The following is a 22,873-nucleotide window of genomic DNA, read 5'->3' as shown; positions in this document are numbered from 1 at the left end:
GGGTGAACCATAACGAGTTCACCCTATTTTTTTTCTATAGATTCTTAAGTATATATAATCAGTTATCGGTCTGCTTTCAAGCTAAGTTTATCAAGGCTAATAACAATATATTTTTCGTCAATAAGCAAACGTAAAACATCCTTTACCTTCGAAACCTCAAATGTATTAATTAGCTCAAGCAATTTGTTCAAGGTCATATCCTCTTGCAACAGTATATTTGTAATCTCTGTCCGAATAGCAACAAACTCATTTTCGTCCAATATTGTTCTACGACGAGATAAGCAAACATCGCATCGTCCGCAGTCAATTGAATTTTCTTCTCCAAAATAATTAAGCAACAACCTGCTCCTGCAGACATCCATACGCTCTACATATTCGGTCATAGCCTCAATACGAAGTTTAAATCTGCTTTTTCGGTCTTCGTATACTTTTTTCGGAATACTCACATGACGAATATCAACTCGTGGAGAAGTGTATACAATTAATGGAGTTTTCTTATGAGGAATATAATCTATAATTTTTCGTTTCGACAGAATTTTCAGCATTTCATAAACATCTTTTCTGTCTTTACCCATTCTAACGGCAACTGCAGCTTCATCAATTGTTGCATAATCCGTAAAAAGGCCAGTATATAAACGTAAAATTGTATTTATTAACAAGTCATACCCTTTTTCAAGCTCTATATTATACAGTTCGTCCCGATATACTGTAAAAATAAGCCTCGATCGATTATCTATTTCTTCAGTATATTCAATATATCCTGCCAAATCGAGAATTTTCAATGCATTATGAGTAGGAAGTATGGGATACTTATAAACATGACAAAACTGATGTAGATTAAAATCGAATACCCTATCAAATCCTGCACCCTCTGCAACTTGTAGAAAATATGCAAGATGTTCATATACTTGTAAAATGAAATCTCGCTCAGGAAATTCGTCTGCTATCCGCTTCTTCAGTTTTGTAGAATCAGGACGCGAATAGAGTATAACAGCATAAGAATCTTCTTCATCCCGACCTGCCCTACCCGCTTCCTGAAAATATTCTTCAATTGCATTAGGCAAATCCATATGAACAACTAACCGTACATCCGGCTTATCTATTCCCATTCCAAAAGCATTGGTTGTGACCATTATACGACACATATTGTTTTTCCAAGCATTTTGTTTTCTGCTTTTCTCTTCTCCGCTTAAGCCTGCATGATAAAAATCGGCCGAATAACCCGCCTTTTGCAAATCCTGAGCAAATTCCTTTGTTCGCTGCCTGCTACGAACATACACAATAGACGATCCCTGATATTTATTCAGAATTTTCATTAATGCACCGATCTTATTTTCGGTGTTATAAACAATATAAGCAAGATTAGACCTTAAAAAGCTCTTTCTGAATACATTCTCTTTTCTAAATTTTAAGCTTTTCTGTATATCTGTCACCACCTCCGGTGTAGCCGTCGCAGTTAAAGCTAATATAGGTATTTCAGGAAAATAATTACGGATATCTACAATGTTCATATATGATGGACGAAAATCGTATCCCCATTGAGATATACAGTGAGCTTCGTCAACCACCAGCATACAAACATCCATACTTTTAAGTTTCGATAAAAACAAATCTGTGCCTAATCGTTCCGGTGATATATATAAAAATTTGTAATCGCCAAGAATAGCATTTTCCAATGTGGTTATAATTTCCTGACGAGTCATTCCTGAATAAACAGCCAATGCTTTTATCCCTCTGGCTTTCAGATTATCAACCTGATCTTTCATAAGAGCAATCAAGGGAGTTATAACAATACAAATACCCTGCTTTGCCATGGCAGGAACCTGAAATGTAAGAGATTTTCCTCCTCCGGTTGGCATAAGCCCTAACGTGTCATAACCTTCAGCAATAGAATGTATTATATCCTCCTGCAAAGGCCGAAAAGATGTGTATCCCCAATATTTATATAATATTTTGTGATATATATCCTGCATCTGTGTCAGTTGTTGTTTCTAAAACCCAATGACGAAGTTAATTAAAAAAGGATAAAACAAAACCCGTAGGGTTTGAAATCCTACGGGTTTTATTACTCAAATATTTTCTTTATAGATGATATAATGCTTAAAACATTCTTATACGATAATCTTCAACCTCCATTTTTTCTTTCAGCACATTAAATATTTGTCCCATCATACTATAGATACGATTTTGATCCAAACCTTGTTTAATGGCCAATGCATCATATTCTGTATCTTGTTCGGTACGATCCAATACTTTCAGAATGTATACTCCAATATTTCCTTTTACAGGTCCTACCAATTGATTAACAGGAGCAACACCTGAATAAGCATTCAGAATAGGCTCACGACCAACTTTTGAAATAGAAGCTGTTGAGAAATTAAGGAAATTAACAGTATCAACTCTTGCTGCACCTATAGCCTGAACATATCCATCAAGACTTGTTATATTTTTAGCTTTAAGGTCAGTAATTATCTTCTCTGCTTTTTTATCTTTAATCAACTCTGCTTTCAATGCATCGTTAACCTCAGAAACCGGAATATATCCTTTATCTATTTTGCTGTTGATACGTGCAACAACACGAAGATTTGACTTATTAGCTGTTATTTCAAATTTCTTTATAGAACCAACTTCTTCTCTGAAAGCCCATTGTACAATTTGTCTAGAATCAGCAATCGAACCTATATTGTAACTACGAGGCGATACAGTTGCATCTGATATTAAATTATACCCTTTTTCTGTTGCATTTTTAGCAAATTCTTTTCCATCAGCATTCTCTGCGATAAACTGATTAATTTCAGAATCTACAATATTTTGAGTTTTTTCGCTAATCTCAATAGGCACCTGAATTGTAGCAACTTTATATTTAGTTACAGGACGTGTTCTGTCTTCTACTTTCAGAATCTGAATCATTCCTCTAAAATTAAGTTTCGCTATTTCACCTTTAGGTGTTTCGAAACATTTTTTCAGAAGTTCGTCATCAGCCGAAGCTAACATCTGTTCAGTAACCCAACCAATATTTCCTCCATTTGCTTGCGGATTAATTTCGTTTGCTACTGTAGCAAAATCTTTTCCTCCTTTAAGCACATTTAAAAGACTGTCAGTTCTTACCTCAGCTAAAGTTTTATCTTCACCCTCTGGTAAAACTATCATCTGTAACTTAACCGAGTCTGGAGCCACAGTGTTATCAACTAACTTCATTACTTTGAATGCATCCGATCTTTTAACAGGAGCTTTAACATCGCCAACTTCAGCAGTCTTAACAAATTCCTTCTCCTCATTTCCTAAAGATTGTTCCGATAAGAATACATCATAATATGGTACTTCCGGATAATCGGCAGCTAATAAAGCCGGATTTGTTGTAGTTTTCAAATTTTCGTATACTGCATCAATCTCTTTTTGAGCTTTGGCAATATCATCGGCACTTGGATAAATATTTTTAACAAAGTATGAAACCTTTCTGGAATCATAATCCGTTTTATAGTTGTTCTTACGTTGCTTGTATAAATTATCTATTTCTTTTTGACTTACGGATATAGTAGAATCTGGTATTGAATTATAATGCTCCATTACATAAGCTACATTCGAACGATATTTCGAATCTTGGAAATTTTCTTTTGCATCTACATCATTTACTAATCCAGCAACAGCAACAAGAGCAATATATTTCTCTTCCAAACGGTTATACTTCATCATATTTTTTAGCATAGCCCATTGCCTTTGTATCATTTGCAATTGCTCTCTTTGCTCAGCAGGAACCGATTTAATGTCGGTTTGCGCAAAATTGATAAAATTAAGCATTCCTTCACGGTTAAATTGTCCGGTCTGAGGATCGTTAAACAAACCCATACCTGTCAATACCGGAGAAATATCTTCTCCATTAACCATGTCGTTCATTTCATCCTGAGTTACAGCCAGTCCCAAAAGTTCAGCTTGTCTATCCAGCATCTTTTCTTTTACCATCTGTTCGAAAACATACTCGTAGATCTGGTTTCTTGTAGCTTCATCAACAGGTTTGCCCATCATTTCCTGAAAATCAACAAGCTCATTCACTCTTTTTTGATATTCTAGAGGTGTAACAGACTCTCCATCTACAACAAATGCTTTATTCGGAGATTCATTGAAAAACGCCATGACTTCGTTCCATGGAATAACAAAAGCCAAAAGAGCCACAGCTATAACACCGACCAAAAGGCCCGACTTATCTCTAATTTTCTGTAATGCAGCCATTTAATTCAAACTATTTATTATATGTTTATTTGTTTATTAATTTCACAGTTTTATCAGGGCACGAAGATAATAATTTTAAGGTGTAAAACAATTCAATTTATAAAAAAATGTATCTACACTTATATATTAAGGTTTCCTTGCCAATGTATTGACACTATCGGTAACCTGAACAGCAGTAGAATCAGCTTTCTGCACCTGAGCTTCATTCTCATTATAATATAATTCACTATCGAAGGGCTTTCTTACTGTATATTCGGTCATACTCTGATTAGAAACAAAACCTATTCCTTTTAAGGTTAACTTCTCCGGTTGGTTTATTTCTATATATTTGTCAGAGTATATTCTGCCTAAACGTTCATCCCAAAACATTTCGTGAGTAAAAAACGTTTCGTTTTTAGAATTGCGAACAAAAACATTTCCCTTTAATTTCCACAGCCTTTTCGATTTAAAATTCCAAACAGTATCGGCTATTATAGTTGTTTCGATATTAAATGCTGTATCAAACTTCTCCACATACAATCCATTTGGAAAGTACCAATATGGTTCCGAAACCTCTTCAAAAAACAGCCATGTTTTGGTTATAACTTTATAACGTATCAGCCCCGAATCAGAAATCAGCTCGGTAACACTGTCTACCGCCATTGATGGAATTGTCTCTTTATCAAAAGGTACGTCCACATAGTTTGTGTTGTCACCTCCACACGAAATAAAAAACGTAGTTGCAAGTACCATAACAATACCTGCAACTACGCTTCTTTTTAAAATATTTATTGGCTCAAACATTTTGCTCTTTTTGCCTTCAATTTATCTAAACTTATTTTTCATGAACCATAGTTCATTGATATTCATGTTTAGCGATACTCCAAAGTAGTCTTCTTTAACCATTGCGCTATTATCCGGCTTAATCTTCGTATACTCAAAACTCAGATTTATGAACGAAACTCGTTGCGAATACATATCGCGCGATATAGGTATACCAAAACCTATTGTTGCTCCATATTCTTTATATCCATCCACCACACCATTCGATTTTACATTCATGTACGAATTGCTGTAGTTTAAACCTCCACGCAACCTTAAACGCTTAAAGAAATTTCGGTCTAAAGGGTCTTTTACATATTCAATCCCTGCATTTACACGTATTCTGTCATTAAAGCGCTCCGATTTTGTCAATCCATCGTTCAAATATTCCTCATCTCCCGGATAATCAAGATCCGACCACTTTTGATATGTAACATCCGCACCAAACAATAAGTGCTTTTTATCGGAGTATGTAAAACCCAACCCATAGGTTGCTGGTAGTTGTGCATCAACATTTGTACCGGGAAGTGAATCAACTACAATCCCTGATGATAATATATTTCGCCAAGTAACCCTTGTTTTAGGACTTAATTGAGGTGAAAAGACCGCACCCAATACTAAACTTTTATTATTAGGTAAGTTCATCTCATATTGTGCACCTATATCGAATTTAAGAGCATGAATAGACATTTGCTGATAACGCCCCCTACTATTTGTTGACGACACAGACGAATAAGATAAAACCATATTATGCTTCAATGTACCGAACATATACGAAACATTAGCTCCAACCGATAGCCCTTTTATTGGCATTTCGTACGAAAGCCCTCCGAATACCTGACTCAAATTTCCCGAACCCGAATAATTATGCACCTCGGTAATACCATCAGCCGTCACTGTTTCTTTAAAACTGTAGCCGGTAGACGAGTAAGGCAATATACCAAAGCTCACCCCCATCTTTCTCGACACAGGAAAAAGCATGGTTATATAATCAAGTCCTCCGTTATCATCCGATTGAGAACCACTTCCATCACTCAATTTGTTTTGAGAAAAAGACACTCCCATATCAAATATAAAAGTAAGAGAATCGACCGCCGAATATGATGCCGGATTACCGGGATTTGTGCTCTGTCCTCTAACTCCGTACGATATACCACCCATACCTTTCGAGGTTCCGATAGCTTTATCTTTCAACATTCCGTAACCGTGGCGGCTGTAAGGTGAGGTTGTGTTTTGAGCATTTACGTAAAATACAGCAAAGGCTAAAATGGCAACCAGTAATAGTTTTTTATTTCCTGACATTATATATTCAATATTCGAGTGTTTGGTTATTTTTCCGATTCTCTAAAGATTTTCGATTACAAAAATATTATTTTTTGCTTGAGTTTTTACCAAATCGGCTTATCATCAATTAAAATTACCGCAAATTTGTATATCTTAACTTATATTCATCAATTATTAATAAGGAACAGATGTACCAATAAACCGCTGCAAAGTAAATTAAAAACTTAATATACCAGACATTTGTTATTATATATAATTTCTTTTTATATTGAAATACTGATAAGTTTTTCTATTTTTGTGAACTAAATAATGGGTTCAGTTAACACAAATATAGACTCTATACGCAAACTGATTAAGCAAAACAAGGATATCCTTTGTTTTTTGGCTTTATTTTTCTTTTTCGACTTTGTTTGGAAATTATGTACATCCGAAGGCGAGAACCACGATTCTTTGTTCATTTTTGGAAAAGACTACTCCGAAGCAGTAAAACCATTGTGCATTATGGTAGCAAAATCGGTGCATTGGGTTACTAGTGTACTTTTCGGGTACGACAATTTCCTCTATGATGATATTGCTATTCGTTTCGAAGGCGCATTCTTAAAGCTCCGCATTATTTGGGGATGCACCGGTGGCAAACAAATACTGATGTTTACATTCATTATGTTATTCTTTTATGGTCCATGGAAAAAGAAGCTATGGTTTATCCCATCATCTATTATATTCCTGTATGTACTGAATGTTTTTCGCATATCGGCAATAGCAATTATTACAAAAGATTTTTATCCTAAATGGTTTATAGGTTTTAACGAATGGTATAATGGAAGGGTATGGGATTCCAGCGTAGAAACTCACCGCTTATTTCAAATAGATTGGTTCGAATTTTTTCATCACGATATTTTCGGTTGGCTTTATTATCTGGCCGGAATATTCCTCCTATGGCTATTCTGGCAAGAAAAGATAAACCTGCCTTACCAAAGAAAGAAAAGTGCAAATATTAAGGATAACCTGAATATAACAGCTACAACAGAAAAAACAGACACCTCTGTTAACAACAAAGATGCCTGATTATTTGTATTATGAGGGTTAAGCTATTTTAGGTTGAGCAATTGTAAAGCCTTATCCATGTCATCCGGTGTATCGATACCGATAGTCTCTATGTCTGTAAAGCCTACTTTTATTTTATAACCATTCTCTATCCACCGAAGCTGCTCTAGCGATTCGGCTTTTTCGAGCGACGAAACATCTAAACGTGTAATCTCTCCCAATACATCAACACGATAAGCATACATTCCTATATGTTTATAAAAAGTATGCCTGTCGAGCCATTCGGTATGATGCGCATTTCTTATATAAGGAACTATAGAACGGCTGAAATAAACAGCTTCCTGCATTTTGTTAATCACCACTTTGGGCGAATTAGGATTAAACAATGCATCAAAACCGTCTTCTTTCCTGAATGGTTTCACTAGAGTTGCAATTTGCACTTCATCACCTGTAAAACATGCTTTCAGAGCTTCAATCTGTGCTGGTTGTATAAAAGGCTCATCGCCTTGAATATTGATAACAACATTACAATTATTTCCTACTTTTTGGCAAGCCTCGTAACACCTGTCGGTTCCGCTCTGATGATCCGGCGAAGTCATAACCACATTTCCTCCAAAAGCTTCAACTACATTAAATATACGTTCGTCGTCGGTTGCCACCCAAACATCATCTAACACCAACTTTACTTGTTCATAAACACGCTGAATCATTGGTTTGCCTGCCATATCGGCTAATGGCTTACCCGGAAAACGAGTTGAAGCATATCTGGCTGGGATTATTCCTATAAATTTCATATCCGAATTTTTCCTTATTTATTCCTTTATAACTGAAACATATACCTGCGAATTCTCATATTTCATAACCTTTATAGCCTGACCTTTCTCTATAAATCCGCCATTTGACACGGCATCGTAATACTCGTCATCAATAATAACTCTGCCCGAAGGGCGCAACACTGTTGCCGCTATGCCTATTTTACCAATAAGTTGCCTTGGAGCTTCGGACACAGATATAAAACCTTCCTGATCGGTATTAAGTGCTACATTTCTGAATATTCCGTCTTTTCCTATCCTGCTGGCCAAATACACAATCAGCACAGCCGACATAATAACTCCCCCCGAAACCGTCAACACAGCTCCTGTAACATTACCTAACGAAACACCTTCGAAGTTAAAATCGATATTACCAATCAGGCTAAGGAACAACCCGACAACAGCAAACACAATTCCGGCAATTCCGGCAAAACCAAATCCCGGTATGACAAATATTTCGAAAGCAATGAGAATTAAACCTACAACAAAAATAAGAATCTCCCAATTTTGAGCAAATCCATCCATATACAAAGGTGTAAAATACAGTATTGCAGCCGTAACAGCTACAGCCGAAGGCAACCCAAATCCGGGCGTTTTCAGTTCAAAATATATTCCACCTATTATAAACATAATAAGGAATGCCTGAACGGCGCCATTCATAAGAAACCCTTTTATATTATCGAATGTGGTAGGATTATAAGTTTTTATTTCGTAATCACTTAGCCCTATATGCTTAGTTATTACTTCGTTTACATTTTGCGCTATTCCATCGCAATACCCAAGTTCCAAAGCCTCGTTAGCGGTAAGTGTCAGAACCTTTGTAGAATCTATTATACCCGGCACAACCACACGTTCGTCAACCATGGCTTCGGCTATACGCGGGTCGCGTTTCCATTTATAAACAGTATCCCCTTTTTGTTCAATTATAGTATCACGCCCATGACTTTCGGCCGTAGAACGAATCAATGATCTCATATACGACTGATATTTGTCGGGAGCCTTTTCGCCCGTTCCTCCATCTACAACCGTTGCAGCACCTATATTGGCACTCAAAGTCATAAATATTTTATCGCAGGCTATCGAAATTAAAGCTCCTGCCGATGCTGCATTATTATTAATAAATACATATACCGGAATATGAAAATTTAAAATTGCAGTACGCATAGAATCGGCTTCCATTACAGCCCCACCATACGTATTCATATCTAAAAGAACATAGTCGGCATTCTCTTTTGTTGCATGATGCAATCCATTCTGTAAATGGATTAATGATGTACTGCCTATTTCCTGCTTTATGTTAATCTTATAAACCAGCTTCTTATCAGTCTCGGCTTTCAACTGAAAGGCTAAAACCAATAACAGTAATAACGAGAAAAATTTATTCATTGCTATTTTGTATTGAATCAAAAACAAAGGTAATTAAATTGTCGGATTACAGACCGACAATCATTATGGTTTTTAACTGACCTTTTAAGGCTTATATATAAAGAAAAATATTTGCTTATCCGACAATATTACTACCAAATAATAAACAGAGAAGCTACCTTATATAATAATATGATTATAAAAAGGGGTATATTTAGACCATTTCTAAATATCCCTTTTTACTTTTAGTGCTTTTCTGATGATTTTACTTTACTTTTGTATGTAATTAAACTCTATAAAATTTCTGAATAAAAGATTTTAACTATGACTATAAGAGGTATTTTATTTTCTATACTTATTGTATTTTCTGCAGCTTTATTCGCTCAGCGCAAAATATCGGTCGATAGGGTATACACAACAAAACCTATCGATGTTGTTATGCCGGTAATGTTGGACTCAACAAATTTGAAAGGAGAAAAATTCGAAAACAAGAACCTGCTCGAAACCTTCATTAGTATACCACCTCAAAACGCATTTACCGAACCACTTTCGTCCGAAGTTACGCGCGATTATTTCTTTTTTTCCAAACCTCAGTCGGGGGCACGTTTTCATCTGCTCTCTTTCCAATTAAATGCCGACCGCTATTGCAAAGCTAGGTTAAAAGTGACATCGCCCGGAATGTTTGAAGCCTATATTAACGAAAAGAAAGAAATCACAAAAACTTCTATCGAAGATAGCCTCAAAAATGCCAAAGTTATGGATAAGGAGTTTACAACTACTCCCGGAACAACAACATTTTTTATTAAGTACATGAGTTTATCTTCATCAAAACTTGAAGACGAAGGTGTAAAAATAGCTATAGAATCAGAAAAGGACGACAGTATTACCGTTTTTAAAGTACAACCCACAGGTAAACAGCTGATAACAATACAAGATATTGCCCGGGCAGACAGAGTAACCGATGCCCGCATATCTCCTAACGGACGCTTTGTTTTACTACGCTACAGAATATATGATAAGGAAGGAAAATCTTCGGATTACTCCCAAATTTTAGATATTCAAACTAATCGCAGGGTAAATTTAGGCTCTAAATATCCAAATTGGATGCCTACTTCGAATAAAATTTATTACACAGAAAGCCGAAACGGTAAATTACATTTCATTACTCTCGACCCTGAAGTACTTACCGAAACAATAGTAGCTACAGATATACCTAGCGGAGGTTTTTACATATCGCCTGACGAAAAGAGTTTATATTACACAGATAAAGAATCGGGGAACGAACAGAAAGGTGATTTAAAACGCCTGCTTTCGCCCGAAGACCGACAACCGGGTTATCTCGATCGTTATTTCATTTATAAATACGATCTGAACAGCGGGTTAAAACAACGCCTGACATTCGGCAAACATTCCACATATATAAACGACATAAGTGCCGACTCGCGTTATTTACTATTCTCCACAACCAAGGAAACCACAACCGAACGGCCATTCCGCAATATATCTATGTATAAGTTGGATGTAAATACTTTGGCTCTCGATACAATATGGAAAGACGAAGCTTTTGCCCATTCGGCTTTATTCTCGCCCGACGGCACAAAAATACTTATAGGAGGTGCACCCGAAGCATTTGCTGGTATTGGTTTGAATGTCCCCAAAGACGAAATACCAAACAGTTACGACGGACAGGCTTACATTATGGATTTAAAAACAAAAGATATAAAAGCCATCACAAAGGATTTCAATCCTTCGGTAAGTTCGATGCGTTGGAACAACTCCGATAAAATGATTTATATGCGGGTTACCGATCGTGATTACGAGTCGGTTTATCGCTACAATCCACAAAATGGTTCATATACACGCTTAGATTTACCGGAAGAAGTAGTACAACTATTCAGCCTGTCGCGAGGGACGACAAATGCGGTTATTACAGGCGAAAGCACTTCAAATTTTTCACGTGCATATTATTGTGATCTGAAAACAGGAAAATCAACGCTTATAGCCAATCCAATGCAGGAAAAACTAGATAATCTGAATCTGGGCGAAGTCAAAGACTGGAACTTCACTTCATCAGACGGAACCACAATCGAGGGACGCTACTATTTACCTCCAAATTTCGATAAATCGAAAAAATATCCGGCAATTGTATACTACTATGGTGGCACTATGCCTACTTCCCGTACTCTTGTTTTCCCCTACCCTATGCATGTATATGCAGCTATGGGATATGTTGTATATGTTTTACAACCTAGCGGAACAATCGGGTACGGACAAGAATTTTCGGCACGGCATGTTAATGCATGGGGTAAACGTACTGCCGATGACATAATTGAAGGTACAAAAAAGTTTATTGAAGAACACCCCTATATAGATGCATCAAAAATTGGTTGTATAGGAGCTTCGTACGGAGGATTTATGACCATGTATCTGCAAACACAAACAGACATGTTTGCTGCCGCCGTTTCGCATGCCGGCATCAGTTCAATATCAAGCTATTGGGGCGAAGGCTATTGGGGATATACCTACAGTTCGGGGGCAAGCGCTTTTAGCTACCCTTGGAATAATAAAAAAATGTATGTAGACCAGAGCCCGCTGTTTAACGCCGATAAAATAAAAACGCCACTACTGTTATTACACGGAACGAACGATACCAACGTGCCCATTGGCGAAAGCATCCAAATGTATACAGCCCTTAAAGTACTCGGCCGACCGGTAGAGTTTATTCAGGTAAAAGATGAAAACCATGGAATATCGAACTACAAAAGACGCATCGAGTGGAATTACTCGATATATGCATGGTTTGCTAAATGGCTGAAAGACGATCAAACATGGTGGAATAGCCTATATCCTGAAAATAAAAAATAAATCATTATGTGACTTTTGGAAACAAAAGCCGACATATAACAAACAAATACGAAGAGAATATTTAATAAAATAAATTCGAACAGAAATTATGAAGAAGACTTTGCTTTCTTTGGGGCTTTTAGTTACAGCCATAACTGCAACTTATGCTCAGCATGTCGAGTTTGAGGAATACGACCTCAGTAACGGCTTGCATGTAATTCTACATCAGGATAAATCGGCTCCTGTGGTTGCAACCTCGGTAATGTACCACGTGGGTGCTAAAGACGAAACTCCCGACCGCACAGGATTTGCCCATTTTTTCGAGCACTTGTTGTTTGAAGGCACACAAAATATAGGACGTGGACAATGGGATAAAATTGTAAGCTCGAACGGAGGACAATCAAATGCCAATACTACAGACGACCGCACCTACTATTACGAAATATTCCCTTCAAACAACCTTGAGCTTGCAATATGGATGGAGTCGGAACGTATGTTACATCCTGTAATCAATCAGATAGGAGTAGATACTCAGCGCGAAGTTGTAAAAGAAGAGAAGCGTATGCGTTACGAAAATGTGCCATACGGTCAATTATTACTGGCGGTAAAAAACAATTTATTCGAAAAACATCCTTACCGTTGGCAAACTATCGGGTCTATCGAGCACCTAAATGCCGCTACACTTGACGAGTTTATAGCTTTTCACGATAAATTTTACATACCTAACAATGCCGTACTGGTAATAGCCGGAGACTTTGACAAAGCCCAAGCTAAAAAATGGATAGAAATGTACTTCGGTTCTATACCTAAAGGCACGGATGTTGTAAAAACAAAATACGAAGAAACTCCTATCACAAAACAACGTAACGCTGTATTCGAAGATCCTAACATTCAATTACCAATGTTATTGACTGCCTATCGTACACCTTCGATGAAAGATCGCGATGCTTATGTTCTGGAAATGATAGCATCGGTGCTTAGTGGCGGAAAAAGTTCGCGCCTTTATAAAAAACTTGTAGACGATGAAAAAATAGCATTGGAAGTAGGCTCTTTCAACTTTAGCCAAGAAGATTACAGTACTTACTTTATTTTAGGAATACCCATGTCGGGAAAAACTAACGAAGAAATGTTAGCCAGTATAGACGAGGAAGTGAAAAAGATACAAACCGAACTGATTTCGGAAGAAGACTATCAGAAACTTCAAAATCAATTCGAGAACGAGTTTATCAATCAAAACTCTACTGTCGAAAACGTAGCAAGTAGCCTTGCTTCGTATTATATGTTATATAAGGACGTAAACCTTATCAATAAAGTTCTTGATATTTACCGTTCTATCACTCGCGAAGAAATAAGAGACGTTGCGAACAAATACCTGAACAACAATCAGCGTTTAGTGCTTGATTATGTACCTGCCGCTACAACAGCTCAGGAATAATAATATAACAAATTTAGACTATCGAATAATATGAAAAAATTACTATATATATCATTAAGCCTGTTGCTTACATTGTCGCTTCAGGCACAGGTAGACAGATCGGTTCAGCCCAAACCGGGTTCTGCACCAAAAGTAAACCTCGGTAAACCTAAAAGCTTTGAGTTACCGAATGGATTGAAAGTTATTGTTGTGGAAAACCACAAACTGCCAAGAGTTTCGTTTACCCTAACAATAGACAATAAACCATCGCTCGAAGGGGAGCTAAAAGGAGTAGATAACATTGCCAGTAGCATGATGGGCAATGGGACAAGTAAAATCAGTAAAGAAGAATTCAATAAAAGGACTGAGTACTATGGATCGGGGATCTATTTCAGTGTGCATAATGTAAATGGTTCGGCACTTTCCAGATATTTTCCTGAAATACTTGAACTGACTGCTCAGGGAATGTTAGATCCATTATTTAATCAGGAAGAACTTGATAGTGAACGGGCTAAGTTACTGGACGATATGAAAGCCAACGAAAAGAATATTAAAACTATCGCTTCGCGTGTCCGTCGGGTATTATTATACGGAAAAAATCACCCAAGTGGGGAATATATTACACCCGAATCTGTCGCAAATATAAAACTTAGCGATGTAAAAGACTACTATTCTAAATATTGCGTTCCCGAAAATGCATACCTAATAATTGTAGGCGATGTGAAATTTAAAGATGTGAAGAAACTGGTAGAAAAAAACTTCTCATCGTGGAAAAAAGCACAAGCTCCTGTATCAACATACACCGAACCGGTTAACATACAACAAACCCAAATAGATTTTATAGACGTGCCTACTGCTGTTCAGTCTGAAATAGCCATATGTAATATTACTAACCTTAAAATGACCGATCCCGATTATTTTGCTGTATTAATGGCTAATCAAATATTAGGTGGCGGCGGCGACGGATACTTATTCCAAAACCTACGCGAAACACATGGTTGGACATACGGCTCTTATTCCCGCATTTCGGGTAGCAAATACACCTCGAATTTTGCAGCCACAGCGGCCGTACGTAATGCTGTAACCGACAGTGCCATTGTTGAAATGATGAGCGAAATTAAACGAATAGGAACTACAGAAGCTACACAAGAGGCTCTGGATTTAGCAAAAGCCGTATATATAGGAAGTTTTGTTATGAATGCCGAGAAACCACAAACCATAGCTTCGTTTGCCCTACGTGAAAAAACGCAGTCGTTACCTGCCGATTATTACGAAAACTACATAAAAAGCATTAATGCTGTTACTTTAGAACAAGTGAAGGAAGCTGCAAACAAATATATGCTTCATAATGCATCGCGCATTATTATTGCAGGCAAAGCAACAGAAGTATTGCCTTCGCTCGAAAAATTAGGTATTCCAATCAATTATTACGACAACTACGGAAACAAAGTTGATAAACCCATATTGAAGAATGTTGATGTAAAAAAAGTATTGGAAGATTATATGATCGCCGTTGGAGGCCGAAAAGCAATGCTAGAGGTTAAGAGTATTGTTACAACAGCCACAGGAGAAGTTCAGGGCAATGCATTAACAATGATTCAAAAAGTCACTAATGATGGTAAATACTATCAGGAAATGCAAGTAGCAGGACAAACCATGATGAAAGTTGTTTATAACAATGGCAAAGGTTACATTGAAGCCATGGGACAAAAAAATGATATACCTGAGTCGGAGATCAAAGCCCTTAAATATAACGCGTCAACCTTTTCTGAACTTATTTTAATAAATGAAGACATAAAATATGTCGGAGAAGAAGACAATGCATATATACTTGCACTTAATAACGATCATAAATATTTTTACGATAAAACAACAGGCTTAAAAATAGCAGAAGAAGTTACCAAAGAAATGAACGATCAGCTTCATACTCAAAGAGTGAATATAGGAGATTATCGTTTGGTTAATCACGTTCAAATACCTCATCTGTTATCGATGGATATAATGGGCATGAAAGTTGAATTTAGAATAGCAGATGTAAAAATAAATGAAGGTGTTACCGATGCCGACTTTGAGTAAATAGAAATTTATTCATCTCAACAATAAATACGAAAACGTTATTCTCCACACCAAAGGAAGGTAACGTTTTCTTTATTCGTTTACATCTTTTTATGTAAATACATTATTAAATATTTTACTTAATTTAATCGTTCGTAAACTTGCGAATTAAAAATCTATTCGTATATTTGCGAACAATAAATATAAACAATATGCCAAAGAAAGAACTAACAGCCGAACAAGAACAGCTTGCGCGCTTCGCTAAAGCATTAGGACACCCTATCCGTATAGCTATATTAGAAATGCTTGCCAATCAGTCGTGTTGTTATCATGGCGATATGTCGGAAATACTGCCTATTGCAAAAAGTACATTGTCGCAACATTTGAACGAATTGAAAGATGCAGGGCTGATACAGGGAACAATAACACTACCTACTGTAAAATACTGTATAAATCAGGATAATTGGAAAAAAGCAAAAAATATGTTTTCATCTTTCTTTGTAACTATTTGCAACGAAGACACTTGTAATAATAAATAAAAAATTTAGCTACTTAATTCGTTTTTTTGCGAACAACTATTAAAATATATAACATGAAAAAATTAATCCTACTCTCATTATTAACTACATTTCTATTTTCCTGTAGTAATAAAACCGAAAACAAACAGACGGAAAACCAAGCGCAGGAACCAACCATTACAATGGCAGATGCCTCGGTTATAAATGTCTATTATTTTCACGGCAAACAACGTTGTAAAACCTGTATCGCGGTGGGCGACTTAGCAAAAAAGACTATTGCAAAAGTTTATGCAGGTAACGAAAAAGTAAAATTTACTGAAGTAGATACAAGCAATAAACAGTTTGAAGAATTGGTAAACAAGTATGAAGTATCGTGGAACGCTCTAATTATCTCTAAAGGCGATAACTCTGTAGATATTACCGAACAGGCTTTTGCCAACGCCCTAAACTCGCCCGATGTATTAACCAACTTAATCAAAGAAGAAGTTGATAAACGTGTTGACTAATGGAGTTGCTTCAACAAATAGTAGATAATTCGGATATTCCTTTACTTACAGCTTTTATATTGGGATTAATGACTGCTATAAGTCCTTGCCCATTAGCCACCAACATTACGGCAACAGCATACCTGAGTAAAAATATAGCCGATAAAAAACGCGTACTGCTCAATGGTATATTTTATACACTTGGACGTACCTTTAGCTATACAGCCTTAGGATTGATATTCTATTTCGGGGCAAGTAAATTTCAGGTAGCCAAATTATTGCAAAACATCAGCGGTTTATACTTGGGTATAGCTTTAATTATCATTGGCATTCTGATGCTCGATGTTATAAAATTCAATATTCCCGCATTAAACAAAATTACATCAAAAGTCAGCGAAAAGAAAATGAGAAAAAACTACCTAAACGCTTTTCTTTTAGGTGTATTGTTTGCACTGGCATTCTGTCCATATAGCGGCGTATTGTACTTTGGAGTACTTATTCCTATGACAATCAGTAGTGCATCGGGCTTACTTTTGCCTCCCGTATTTGCTATAGCAACAGGTCTGCCTGTTATTATTATCGCTTATCTGATTGCTTATAGCATGTCGAATGTAGGCAGGTTTTATAACAGGATGAAAAACCTCGAAATATGGTTTAGGCGTATTGTGTCGGCTGTGTTTATTGTAGTTGGAATATATTATATAGTAATCAATATTTAGCTTAAAGTTCTTTTTATAGCCAAATTAAAATAAAACAGATATGGAAATTATAATATTGGGCACAGGTTGTGCCAAATGTAAAGACGTTTACAATAGAGTGAAAAAGGTTGTAGAAGAGTCCAATATTGCAGCCGATGTAAAAAAAGAAGAGGATATAATGGAGATAATGAAATATAATGTTCTCTCCACCCCAGCCGTTGTTATCAACGGTAATGTTCTGATACAAGGAAAAGTTCCGAGCGAGACAGAAATACTGGATGCTCTGACTCTGAATGAAAACGAAGCAAAAAAAGAGCTTGTAAAACAACGTTATAGCGAATTAGCTTTGAACTCTGACGAATTAAAAGGCAAATGTTGCTGTGGCACAAATCCCGCCACACCATCAAAAAAAGTCTATACCATTATGAGCGAAGACTATACCAACTTAAAAGGCTATGAAGCCGATGCCGATTTAGGCGTAGGCTGCGGACTACCAACCCAATATGCAGGAATAAAAGAGGGCGATACGGTTTTAGATTTGGGATCGGGGGCAGGTAACGATTGTTTTATTGCCAGAGCCGAAGTGGGTGAAACAGGTAAAATTATCGGTATCGACTTTTCGCCGCAAATGATAGAAAAAGCACGAAAAAACGCTATTAAGCGAGGCTATACCAATATTGAGTTTATTGAGGGCGATATTGAAAATATGCCTCTCCCCGACAGTTCGGTCGACATAGTGGTAAGTAACTGTGTATTAAATCTATTACCCCAAAAAGATAAAATATTCAGCGAAATATACAGGGTACTGAAAAAAGGTGGTCACTTCTGCATTTCGGACGTTGTACTGAATGGTACGTTTCCGAAAGAATTTACCGACAATGCTTCTATGTATGCAGGCTGTATAGCCAGCGCCATACAAAGGGAAGATTATTTGGGTGAAATAGAAAAAGCGAACTTTGTAAACATTAAAATTGAACGGACAAAAACGGTACTTATACCCGACGAAGTTTTAGAAGAGCACTTAGATAAGTCGACAATCGAAAAATATAAAGCAGGCAATGTTGGTATTTATTCGATTACGGTTACAGGAGTACGACAATAAATACTACCAATATCACACACAAAGTATGAACCGAATTACACTATCCGGTTCATACTTGCATTATAGCTACACCATATTTACAGGCAAAACATATTTGTCGAACATTCCTCCATACCTCTCTAACAACTATTGCAAATACAACTATATATCTTAGTCAATCTGCTAAAAGTAAATGGTTTTAACAAATATTAAAAAGTTTAAGATGTTATACTAGTAGAAACAAGCCTTTTTACGTTTTTTTGCAGGTCATAACTTTGATATAGTGGAAAAGATTTACTTATTTTGCAAAAGTGAACAATTAATTTTTTATGGACTTATACGACATACACACTCATGACAGCAGCAGCACTTCAGCTGACGAGGGTGAGCCGAGTCACCCGTATATTTTAAATGTATACCCCCTTGGTTTCGAAGATGCGAAAGACGCGTTATTAGGTTGCAGTTTTTCGTGCGGTGTACACCCTTGGTATTCTGAAAACGCCGAACCCCAGTTAAAATTTTTAAGCGAAATTGCAGGAGATTCCCGCATAGTTGCAATAGGCGAAGCCGGTTACGACAAATTGAAAGGACCTGAGTTATCGATTCAGCAACATGTTTTTGAATACCAAATAAGTTTATCCGAAAAACTAAAAAAACCGCTGATTATACATTGCGTAAAAGCATGGGACGAGTTAATAGCCTCAAAAAAGAAGTTCAACCCTAAACAAGCTTGGATTATACATGGCTATAAAGGAAAGCCCGAACTAACAAAACAACTATTGGCGCATGGTTTTATGTTTTCGGTAAACGATAAATTTAATATCGATTCGGTAAAAGTAATACCATTAAATATGATGTTTTGCGAAACCGATACTCACGACATATCCATAGAATCGGTATACGAAATTCTTGCCGATGCATTGGAAATGCCGATCGAAAACCTGACCGAAAAATTAGAAAATAATATAGCACGTACTTTTCCTCAATTAATTACTGTAAATGTTTCGTGATAACCGAAAAATAACTAATTTCGTGGAAATAAAATAAACGATGGCTATACAGCATTTTCGTGTAAGCATAATCAATAGTATCAGAATAATATATGCATACTTTTTGTTTGAAAATAACATAACTAATCTCAAAAATATCCTCAAGAAAAGAATTCTTTTTTGAGGATTTTTTTTACACAAAAACAATAAAAAAACATATATAGAGTATGAATAAGAGAAGTTTAGTATCAATTACCGATTATCAGAAAGAAGATATTCTGAGAATTCTGAAATTGACCGAGAAATTCGACAAAGATCCTAACCGGGATTTACTAAAAGGCAAAGTATGCGCCACTCTGTTCTTCGAACCGTCGACCCGTACCCGCTTAAGTTTCGAAACAGCAGTCAATCGTTTGGGAGGACGGGTTATCGGCTTTTCGGATGCATCAACCACAAGCTCCACTAAAGGCGAAACATTAAAAGATACAATATTAATGGTAAGCAATTATGCCGACCTTGTTATAATGAGGCATCACCTCGAAGGAGCAGCCCGTTATGCATCGGAAGTTTCGGGTGTTCCGGTCATAAATGCCGGAGACGGTGCTAACCAGCATCCAACACAAACCATGCTCGATATATATTCGATTTATAAAACGCAAGGTACACTCGAAAACCTGACAATAACAATTGTTGGCGACTTAAAATACGGGCGCACAGTGCATTCGCTCATTATAGGCATGTCGCATTTTAACCCTACATTCAACTTTGTTGCTCCGGAGGAGTTAATGCTTCCCGATACCTACAAAGTATTTTGTGACAAACAAGGCATAAAATACACAGAGCATACCGATTTCAGCCCCGAAGTAATAGATAATGCCGACATACTGTATATGACACGCGTTCAACGCGAACGTTTTACCGATTTAATGGAATACGAAAAAGTAAAAAATGTATATATCCTGAAAAAATCGATGCTCGATAATTCGCGCGACAATCTTCGGATACTGCATCCCCTACCCCGCGTTAACGAGATACAGCAAAATGTAGACGACAGCCCAAAAGCTTACTACTTTGAACAAGCAAAAAACGGAATGTTTACCCGTCAGGCAATTATTTGCGATTCGCTAGGTATTAACGTCGACTAAAACAGAAAGTTATGTCAGAAAAAAGAAAAGAACTGCAAGTTGCAGCATTATGCAATGGCACTGCAATAGATCATATACCATCAGATCAGGTATTTAAAGTTGTTTCGTTATTGAGATTACAAAGCCTTCAAAACCGAATAACAATAGGAAACAACCTCGAAAGCAAAAAAATGGGCACAAAAGGCATTATCAAAATCCAAGATAAGTTTTTTGCAGAAGAAGAAGTCAACAGAATATCTCTTGTTGCCCCCAATGTAGTATTAAATATTATACGCGACTATCAGGTAGTTGAAAAACGGAGGGTTGCACTGCCACAAACAATAACAGGTATTGTTAAATGCAACAATCCTAAATGTATTACAAATAACGAACCGATGCTCACACGTTTTGATGTAGTGGATGCCAAAAAAATTGTTTTAAATTGCCATTACTGTGATATAAAAATACAAAAAGAGGACATAATCCTCAAGTAATGTAAAATATACATATTTTCGTCAAAAAAACGACGATTTGTAAGGAGGTTAGTCTAATTAATACGCTATCTTTGTGTTTTAGGTTTTCAATATGATAGATTCTAACGCTAATATCCTGTTAATTTATACCGGAGGTACAATCGGTATGGTAGAAAATAGCGAAACCGGTTCGTTAGAGGCTTTCAATTTCAGTCATCTAACAAGCCACATACCCGAATTGCAGCGTTTGAATTTTACCATAAATACAATTGTTTTCGATCCGGTTATCGACTCGTCCGATGTTTCTACTAAACATTGGGTAGATTTAGTGAAAATAATTGAAGACAATTACCATTCGCACGACGGTTTTGTTATACTACACGGAACCGACACTATGGCGTTCACGGCTTCGGCACTGAGTTTTATGCTCGAAAACCTGAATAAGCCCGTTGTACTTACCGGAGCCCAGCTCCCGATTGGTAAACTACGTACCGATGCTAAAGAAAATCTTATAACAGCTATGGAAATAGCTGCCGACAAAGATATAACAGGCAGCCCCATAGTTCCCGAAGTTTGTATATTTTTTCAGAACTATCTGTTCAGAGGTAACCGTACAACAAAAGCAAATGCCGACAATTTTAATGCTTTCCGGTCATATAATTATCCATATCTGGCAAAATCGGGAATACATATCCGGTACGACAGGAATAATATATTGCCCCTTCCTGAAAAAAAAGTAAAGTTTCATTACCAGATGGATAGCCATATTGCTATTTTAAAACTTTTCCCCGGAATAAACAAATTAGTAGTCGACAGTGTTCTACAAACGAAAAATTTGAAAGCTGTAATTCTCGAAACGTACGGATCGGGGAATGCACCAAGAATACCATGGTTTATAGACGCATTGAAGGATGCTGTAAAACGAGGACTTTTAGTAGTTAATATAACACAATGTGCCGAGGGAAGCGTAGAAATGCAACGCTACGAAACAGGAAGAGAATTGTTAAAAGCAGGAGTAATAAGTGGTTTCGACCTTACAGTTGAAGCCGCGATAACAAAACTGATGTTCCTTATAGGGCATCGTTATTCGAAGGAAGAAATAACAGTAAGGATGCGGGTACCCTTAGTAGGAGAAATAACTCGTTTAGATGAAAGGGAAATTTAACAAGTATGCCGATTTGAAACTTATGACAGAAAAAGCAACGCCTTCTTTTTTGTCATATTTCAAAAAGAACAAAAGCCGTTTAGCTAAAATGGACACGGTTGTGCACATTTTACACAACGAAGCATTCGAGAAAATCGATTGTTTGGAATGTGCGAATTGTTGTCGCACACTAGGTCCTGCCATATACGACAGGGATATTGAACGAATGGCAAAAGCCGTGAAGATGAAACCTTCGACTTTTGTTGAGCAATATTTGCAGGTGGACGAAGACGGCGATTATGTATTTAAAACAATGCCTTGCCCTTTTCTTATGCCCGACAATTATTGTTCGATATACGAAGCCAGACCCAAAGCGTGCAGGGAATATCCGCATACCGACCGAAAAAAGTTCAGTCAGATATATAAACTGACAGTAAAAAATGCGAGTACATGCCCTGTTGCATACGAGGTTTTAACCGGATTATTAAACAAGTAACCAATATTATAACAACATA

19 protein-coding genes and 1 pseudogene are annotated in these 22,873 nt (G+C 36.8%); 14 read left to right on the top strand and 6 right to left on the bottom strand.

Annotated elements, in window-relative coordinates:
- Positions 1-62 precede the first annotated feature (62 nt).
- The 4 genes from D0T53_RS11455 to D0T53_RS11440 all read right to left on the bottom strand — a co-directional run bounded on the left by D0T53_RS11455 (position 63) and on the right by D0T53_RS11440 (position 6,330).
- Positions 63-1,973, bottom strand: coding sequence for an ATP-dependent DNA helicase RecQ (locus D0T53_RS11455; RefSeq protein WP_163268007.1), 1,911 nt, complete (start codon positions 1,971-1,973; stop codon positions 63-65).
- A 127-nt stretch (positions 1,974-2,100) separates the two neighbouring features.
- Positions 2,101-4,227 carry a peptidylprolyl isomerase gene (locus D0T53_RS11450; RefSeq protein ID WP_163268005.1) on the bottom strand — a complete coding sequence of 709 codons (2,127 nt, stop codon included), beginning with the start codon at positions 4,225-4,227 and terminating at the stop codon, positions 2,101-2,103.
- Between the two features lie 126 nt (positions 4,228-4,353).
- Positions 4,354-5,010, bottom strand: coding sequence for an LPS export ABC transporter periplasmic protein LptC (locus tag D0T53_RS11445; protein ID WP_185152998.1), 657 nt, complete (start codon positions 5,008-5,010; stop codon positions 4,354-4,356).
- Positions 5,011-5,031: 21 nt separating this feature from the next.
- Entirely contained in the window at positions 5,032-6,330 is a 1,299-nt protein-coding gene (locus tag D0T53_RS11440) for a hypothetical protein (protein ID WP_163268003.1), read from the bottom strand.
- Between the two features lie 291 nt (positions 6,331-6,621).
- On the opposite strand from D0T53_RS11440, the gene D0T53_RS11435 reads away from it, so the two are divergent.
- Entirely contained in the window at positions 6,622-7,377 is a 756-nt protein-coding gene (locus tag D0T53_RS11435; RefSeq protein WP_163268001.1) for an exosortase/archaeosortase family protein, read from the top strand.
- A gap of 23 nt (positions 7,378-7,400) precedes the next feature.
- Here D0T53_RS11435 and kdsB read toward each other — a convergent pair whose 3' ends face one another.
- Positions 7,401-8,150 carry a 3-deoxy-manno-octulosonate cytidylyltransferase gene (kdsB, locus tag D0T53_RS11430; RefSeq protein ID WP_163267999.1) on the bottom strand — a complete coding sequence of 250 codons (750 nt, stop codon included), beginning with the start codon at positions 8,148-8,150 and terminating at the stop codon, positions 7,401-7,403.
- A gap of 18 nt (positions 8,151-8,168) precedes the next feature.
- Positions 8,169-9,554, bottom strand: a complete 1,386-nt coding sequence (locus D0T53_RS11425) for a nodulation protein NfeD (protein ID WP_163267997.1) — start codon at positions 9,552-9,554, stop codon at positions 8,169-8,171.
- Between the two features lie 303 nt (positions 9,555-9,857).
- On the opposite strand from D0T53_RS11425, the gene D0T53_RS11420 reads away from it, so the two are divergent.
- The 13 genes and pseudogenes from D0T53_RS11420 to D0T53_RS11365 all read left to right on the top strand — a co-directional run bounded on the left by D0T53_RS11420 (position 9,858) and on the right by D0T53_RS11365 (position 22,854).
- Positions 9,858-12,398: a S9 family peptidase gene (locus D0T53_RS11420; protein ID WP_163267995.1), complete on the top strand. Its 2,541-nt coding sequence runs from the start codon at positions 9,858-9,860 to the stop codon at positions 12,396-12,398.
- 88 nt (positions 12,399-12,486) lie between these two features.
- Positions 12,487-13,812, top strand: a complete 1,326-nt coding sequence (locus tag D0T53_RS11415) for a pitrilysin family protein (protein ID WP_163267993.1) — start codon at positions 12,487-12,489, stop codon at positions 13,810-13,812.
- 30 nt (positions 13,813-13,842) lie between these two features.
- The gene (locus tag D0T53_RS11410; protein ID WP_163267991.1) at positions 13,843-15,867 is read left to right on the top strand and encodes a pitrilysin family protein; all 2,025 of its coding nucleotides are present in this window, start codon (positions 13,843-13,845) and stop codon (positions 15,865-15,867) included.
- A 191-nt stretch (positions 15,868-16,058) separates the two neighbouring features.
- Complete coding sequence (locus D0T53_RS11405) at positions 16,059-16,385, top strand: helix-turn-helix transcriptional regulator (protein ID WP_163267989.1); 327 nt, start codon at positions 16,059-16,061, stop codon at positions 16,383-16,385.
- Between the two features lie 53 nt (positions 16,386-16,438).
- Entirely contained in the window at positions 16,439-16,870 is a 432-nt protein-coding gene (locus D0T53_RS11400) for a nitrophenyl compound nitroreductase subunit ArsF family protein (protein ID WP_163267987.1), read from the top strand.
- Positions 16,870-17,568, top strand: coding sequence for an aromatic aminobenezylarsenical efflux permease ArsG family transporter (locus D0T53_RS11395; RefSeq protein WP_163267985.1), 699 nt, complete (start codon positions 16,870-16,872; stop codon positions 17,566-17,568). Before D0T53_RS11400 ends, D0T53_RS11395 begins: the two co-directional genes overlap by 1 nt.
- Before the next feature lie 40 nt (positions 17,569-17,608).
- Positions 17,609-17,821: pseudogene (locus D0T53_RS13760) on the top strand (thioredoxin family protein); the annotation flags it as partial.
- A gap of 15 nt (positions 17,822-17,836) precedes the next feature.
- Positions 17,837-18,649, top strand: a complete 813-nt coding sequence (gene arsM, locus D0T53_RS11390) for an arsenite methyltransferase (RefSeq protein WP_221411535.1) — start codon at positions 17,837-17,839, stop codon at positions 18,647-18,649.
- Between the two features lie 308 nt (positions 18,650-18,957).
- Positions 18,958-19,638, top strand: a complete 681-nt coding sequence (locus tag D0T53_RS11385) for a TatD family hydrolase (RefSeq protein ID WP_163267981.1) — start codon at positions 18,958-18,960, stop codon at positions 19,636-19,638.
- Between the two features lie 206 nt (positions 19,639-19,844).
- Positions 19,845-20,762, top strand: a complete 918-nt coding sequence (pyrB, locus tag D0T53_RS11380) for an aspartate carbamoyltransferase (protein ID WP_163267979.1) — start codon at positions 19,845-19,847, stop codon at positions 20,760-20,762.
- A gap of 11 nt (positions 20,763-20,773) precedes the next feature.
- On the top strand, positions 20,774-21,235 hold the full coding sequence (gene pyrI, locus D0T53_RS11375; RefSeq protein ID WP_163267977.1) for an aspartate carbamoyltransferase regulatory subunit: 462 nt from the start codon (positions 20,774-20,776) through the stop codon (positions 21,233-21,235).
- 91 nt (positions 21,236-21,326) lie between these two features.
- A complete protein-coding gene (locus tag D0T53_RS11370; RefSeq protein ID WP_163267975.1) occupies positions 21,327-22,379 on the top strand; it encodes an asparaginase in 1,053 nt (350 codons plus the stop codon).
- The gene (locus D0T53_RS11365; RefSeq protein ID WP_255489441.1) at positions 22,363-22,854 is read left to right on the top strand and encodes a YkgJ family cysteine cluster protein; all 492 of its coding nucleotides are present in this window, start codon (positions 22,363-22,365) and stop codon (positions 22,852-22,854) included. The genes D0T53_RS11370 and D0T53_RS11365 overlap by 17 nt, the downstream gene beginning before the upstream one ends.
- Positions 22,855-22,873: the final 19 nt, after the last annotated feature.

It is taken from the genome of Dysgonomonas sp. 216 (assembly GCF_010501065.1).
Classification (GTDB): domain Bacteria; phylum Bacteroidota; class Bacteroidia; order Bacteroidales; family Dysgonomonadaceae; genus QVMM01.
Note: the sequence above shows the minus strand (reverse complement) of the source record. Positions and strands in the feature narration are given on the sequence as shown.

What these genes read in the sequence shown, in the direction of transcription:
- pyrI (WP_163267977.1), top strand. Translation starts at nt 20,774, where the DNA reads ATGTCAGAAAAAAGAAAAGAACTGCAAGTTGCAGCATTATGCAATGGC.
- D0T53_RS11365 (WP_255489441.1), top strand. Translation starts at nt 22,363, where the DNA reads ATGAAAGGGAAATTTAACAAGTATGCCGATTTGAAACTTATGACAGAA.
- pyrB (WP_163267979.1), top strand. Translation starts at nt 19,845, where the DNA reads ATGAATAAGAGAAGTTTAGTATCAATTACCGATTATCAGAAAGAAGAT.
- D0T53_RS11395 (WP_163267985.1), top strand. Translation starts at nt 16,870, where the DNA reads ATGGAGTTGCTTCAACAAATAGTAGATAATTCGGATATTCCTTTACTT.
- D0T53_RS11450 (WP_163268005.1), bottom strand. Translation starts at nt 4,227, where the DNA reads ATGGCTGCATTACAGAAAATTAGAGATAAGTCGGGCCTTTTGGTCGGT.
- D0T53_RS11435 (WP_163268001.1), top strand. Translation starts at nt 6,622, where the DNA reads ATGGGTTCAGTTAACACAAATATAGACTCTATACGCAAACTGATTAAG.
- D0T53_RS11405 (WP_163267989.1), top strand. Translation starts at nt 16,059, where the DNA reads ATGCCAAAGAAAGAACTAACAGCCGAACAAGAACAGCTTGCGCGCTTC.
- D0T53_RS11425 (WP_163267997.1), bottom strand. Translation starts at nt 9,554, where the DNA reads ATGAATAAATTTTTCTCGTTATTACTGTTATTGGTTTTAGCCTTTCAG.
- D0T53_RS11410 (WP_163267991.1), top strand. Translation starts at nt 13,843, where the DNA reads ATGAAAAAATTACTATATATATCATTAAGCCTGTTGCTTACATTGTCG.
- D0T53_RS11370 (WP_163267975.1), top strand. Translation starts at nt 21,327, where the DNA reads ATGATAGATTCTAACGCTAATATCCTGTTAATTTATACCGGAGGTACA.
- D0T53_RS11455 (WP_163268007.1), bottom strand. Translation starts at nt 1,973, where the DNA reads ATGCAGGATATATATCACAAAATATTATATAAATATTGGGGATACACA.
- D0T53_RS11440 (WP_163268003.1), bottom strand. Translation starts at nt 6,330, where the DNA reads ATGTCAGGAAATAAAAAACTATTACTGGTTGCCATTTTAGCCTTTGCT.
- D0T53_RS11445 (WP_185152998.1), bottom strand. Translation starts at nt 5,010, where the DNA reads ATGTTTGAGCCAATAAATATTTTAAAAAGAAGCGTAGTTGCAGGTATT.
- D0T53_RS11385 (WP_163267981.1), top strand. Translation starts at nt 18,958, where the DNA reads ATGGACTTATACGACATACACACTCATGACAGCAGCAGCACTTCAGCT.
- D0T53_RS11420 (WP_163267995.1), top strand. Translation starts at nt 9,858, where the DNA reads ATGACTATAAGAGGTATTTTATTTTCTATACTTATTGTATTTTCTGCA.
- kdsB (WP_163267999.1), bottom strand. Translation starts at nt 8,150, where the DNA reads ATGAAATTTATAGGAATAATCCCAGCCAGATATGCTTCAACTCGTTTT.
- D0T53_RS11415 (WP_163267993.1), top strand. Translation starts at nt 12,487, where the DNA reads ATGAAGAAGACTTTGCTTTCTTTGGGGCTTTTAGTTACAGCCATAACT.
- D0T53_RS11400 (WP_163267987.1), top strand. Translation starts at nt 16,439, where the DNA reads ATGAAAAAATTAATCCTACTCTCATTATTAACTACATTTCTATTTTCC.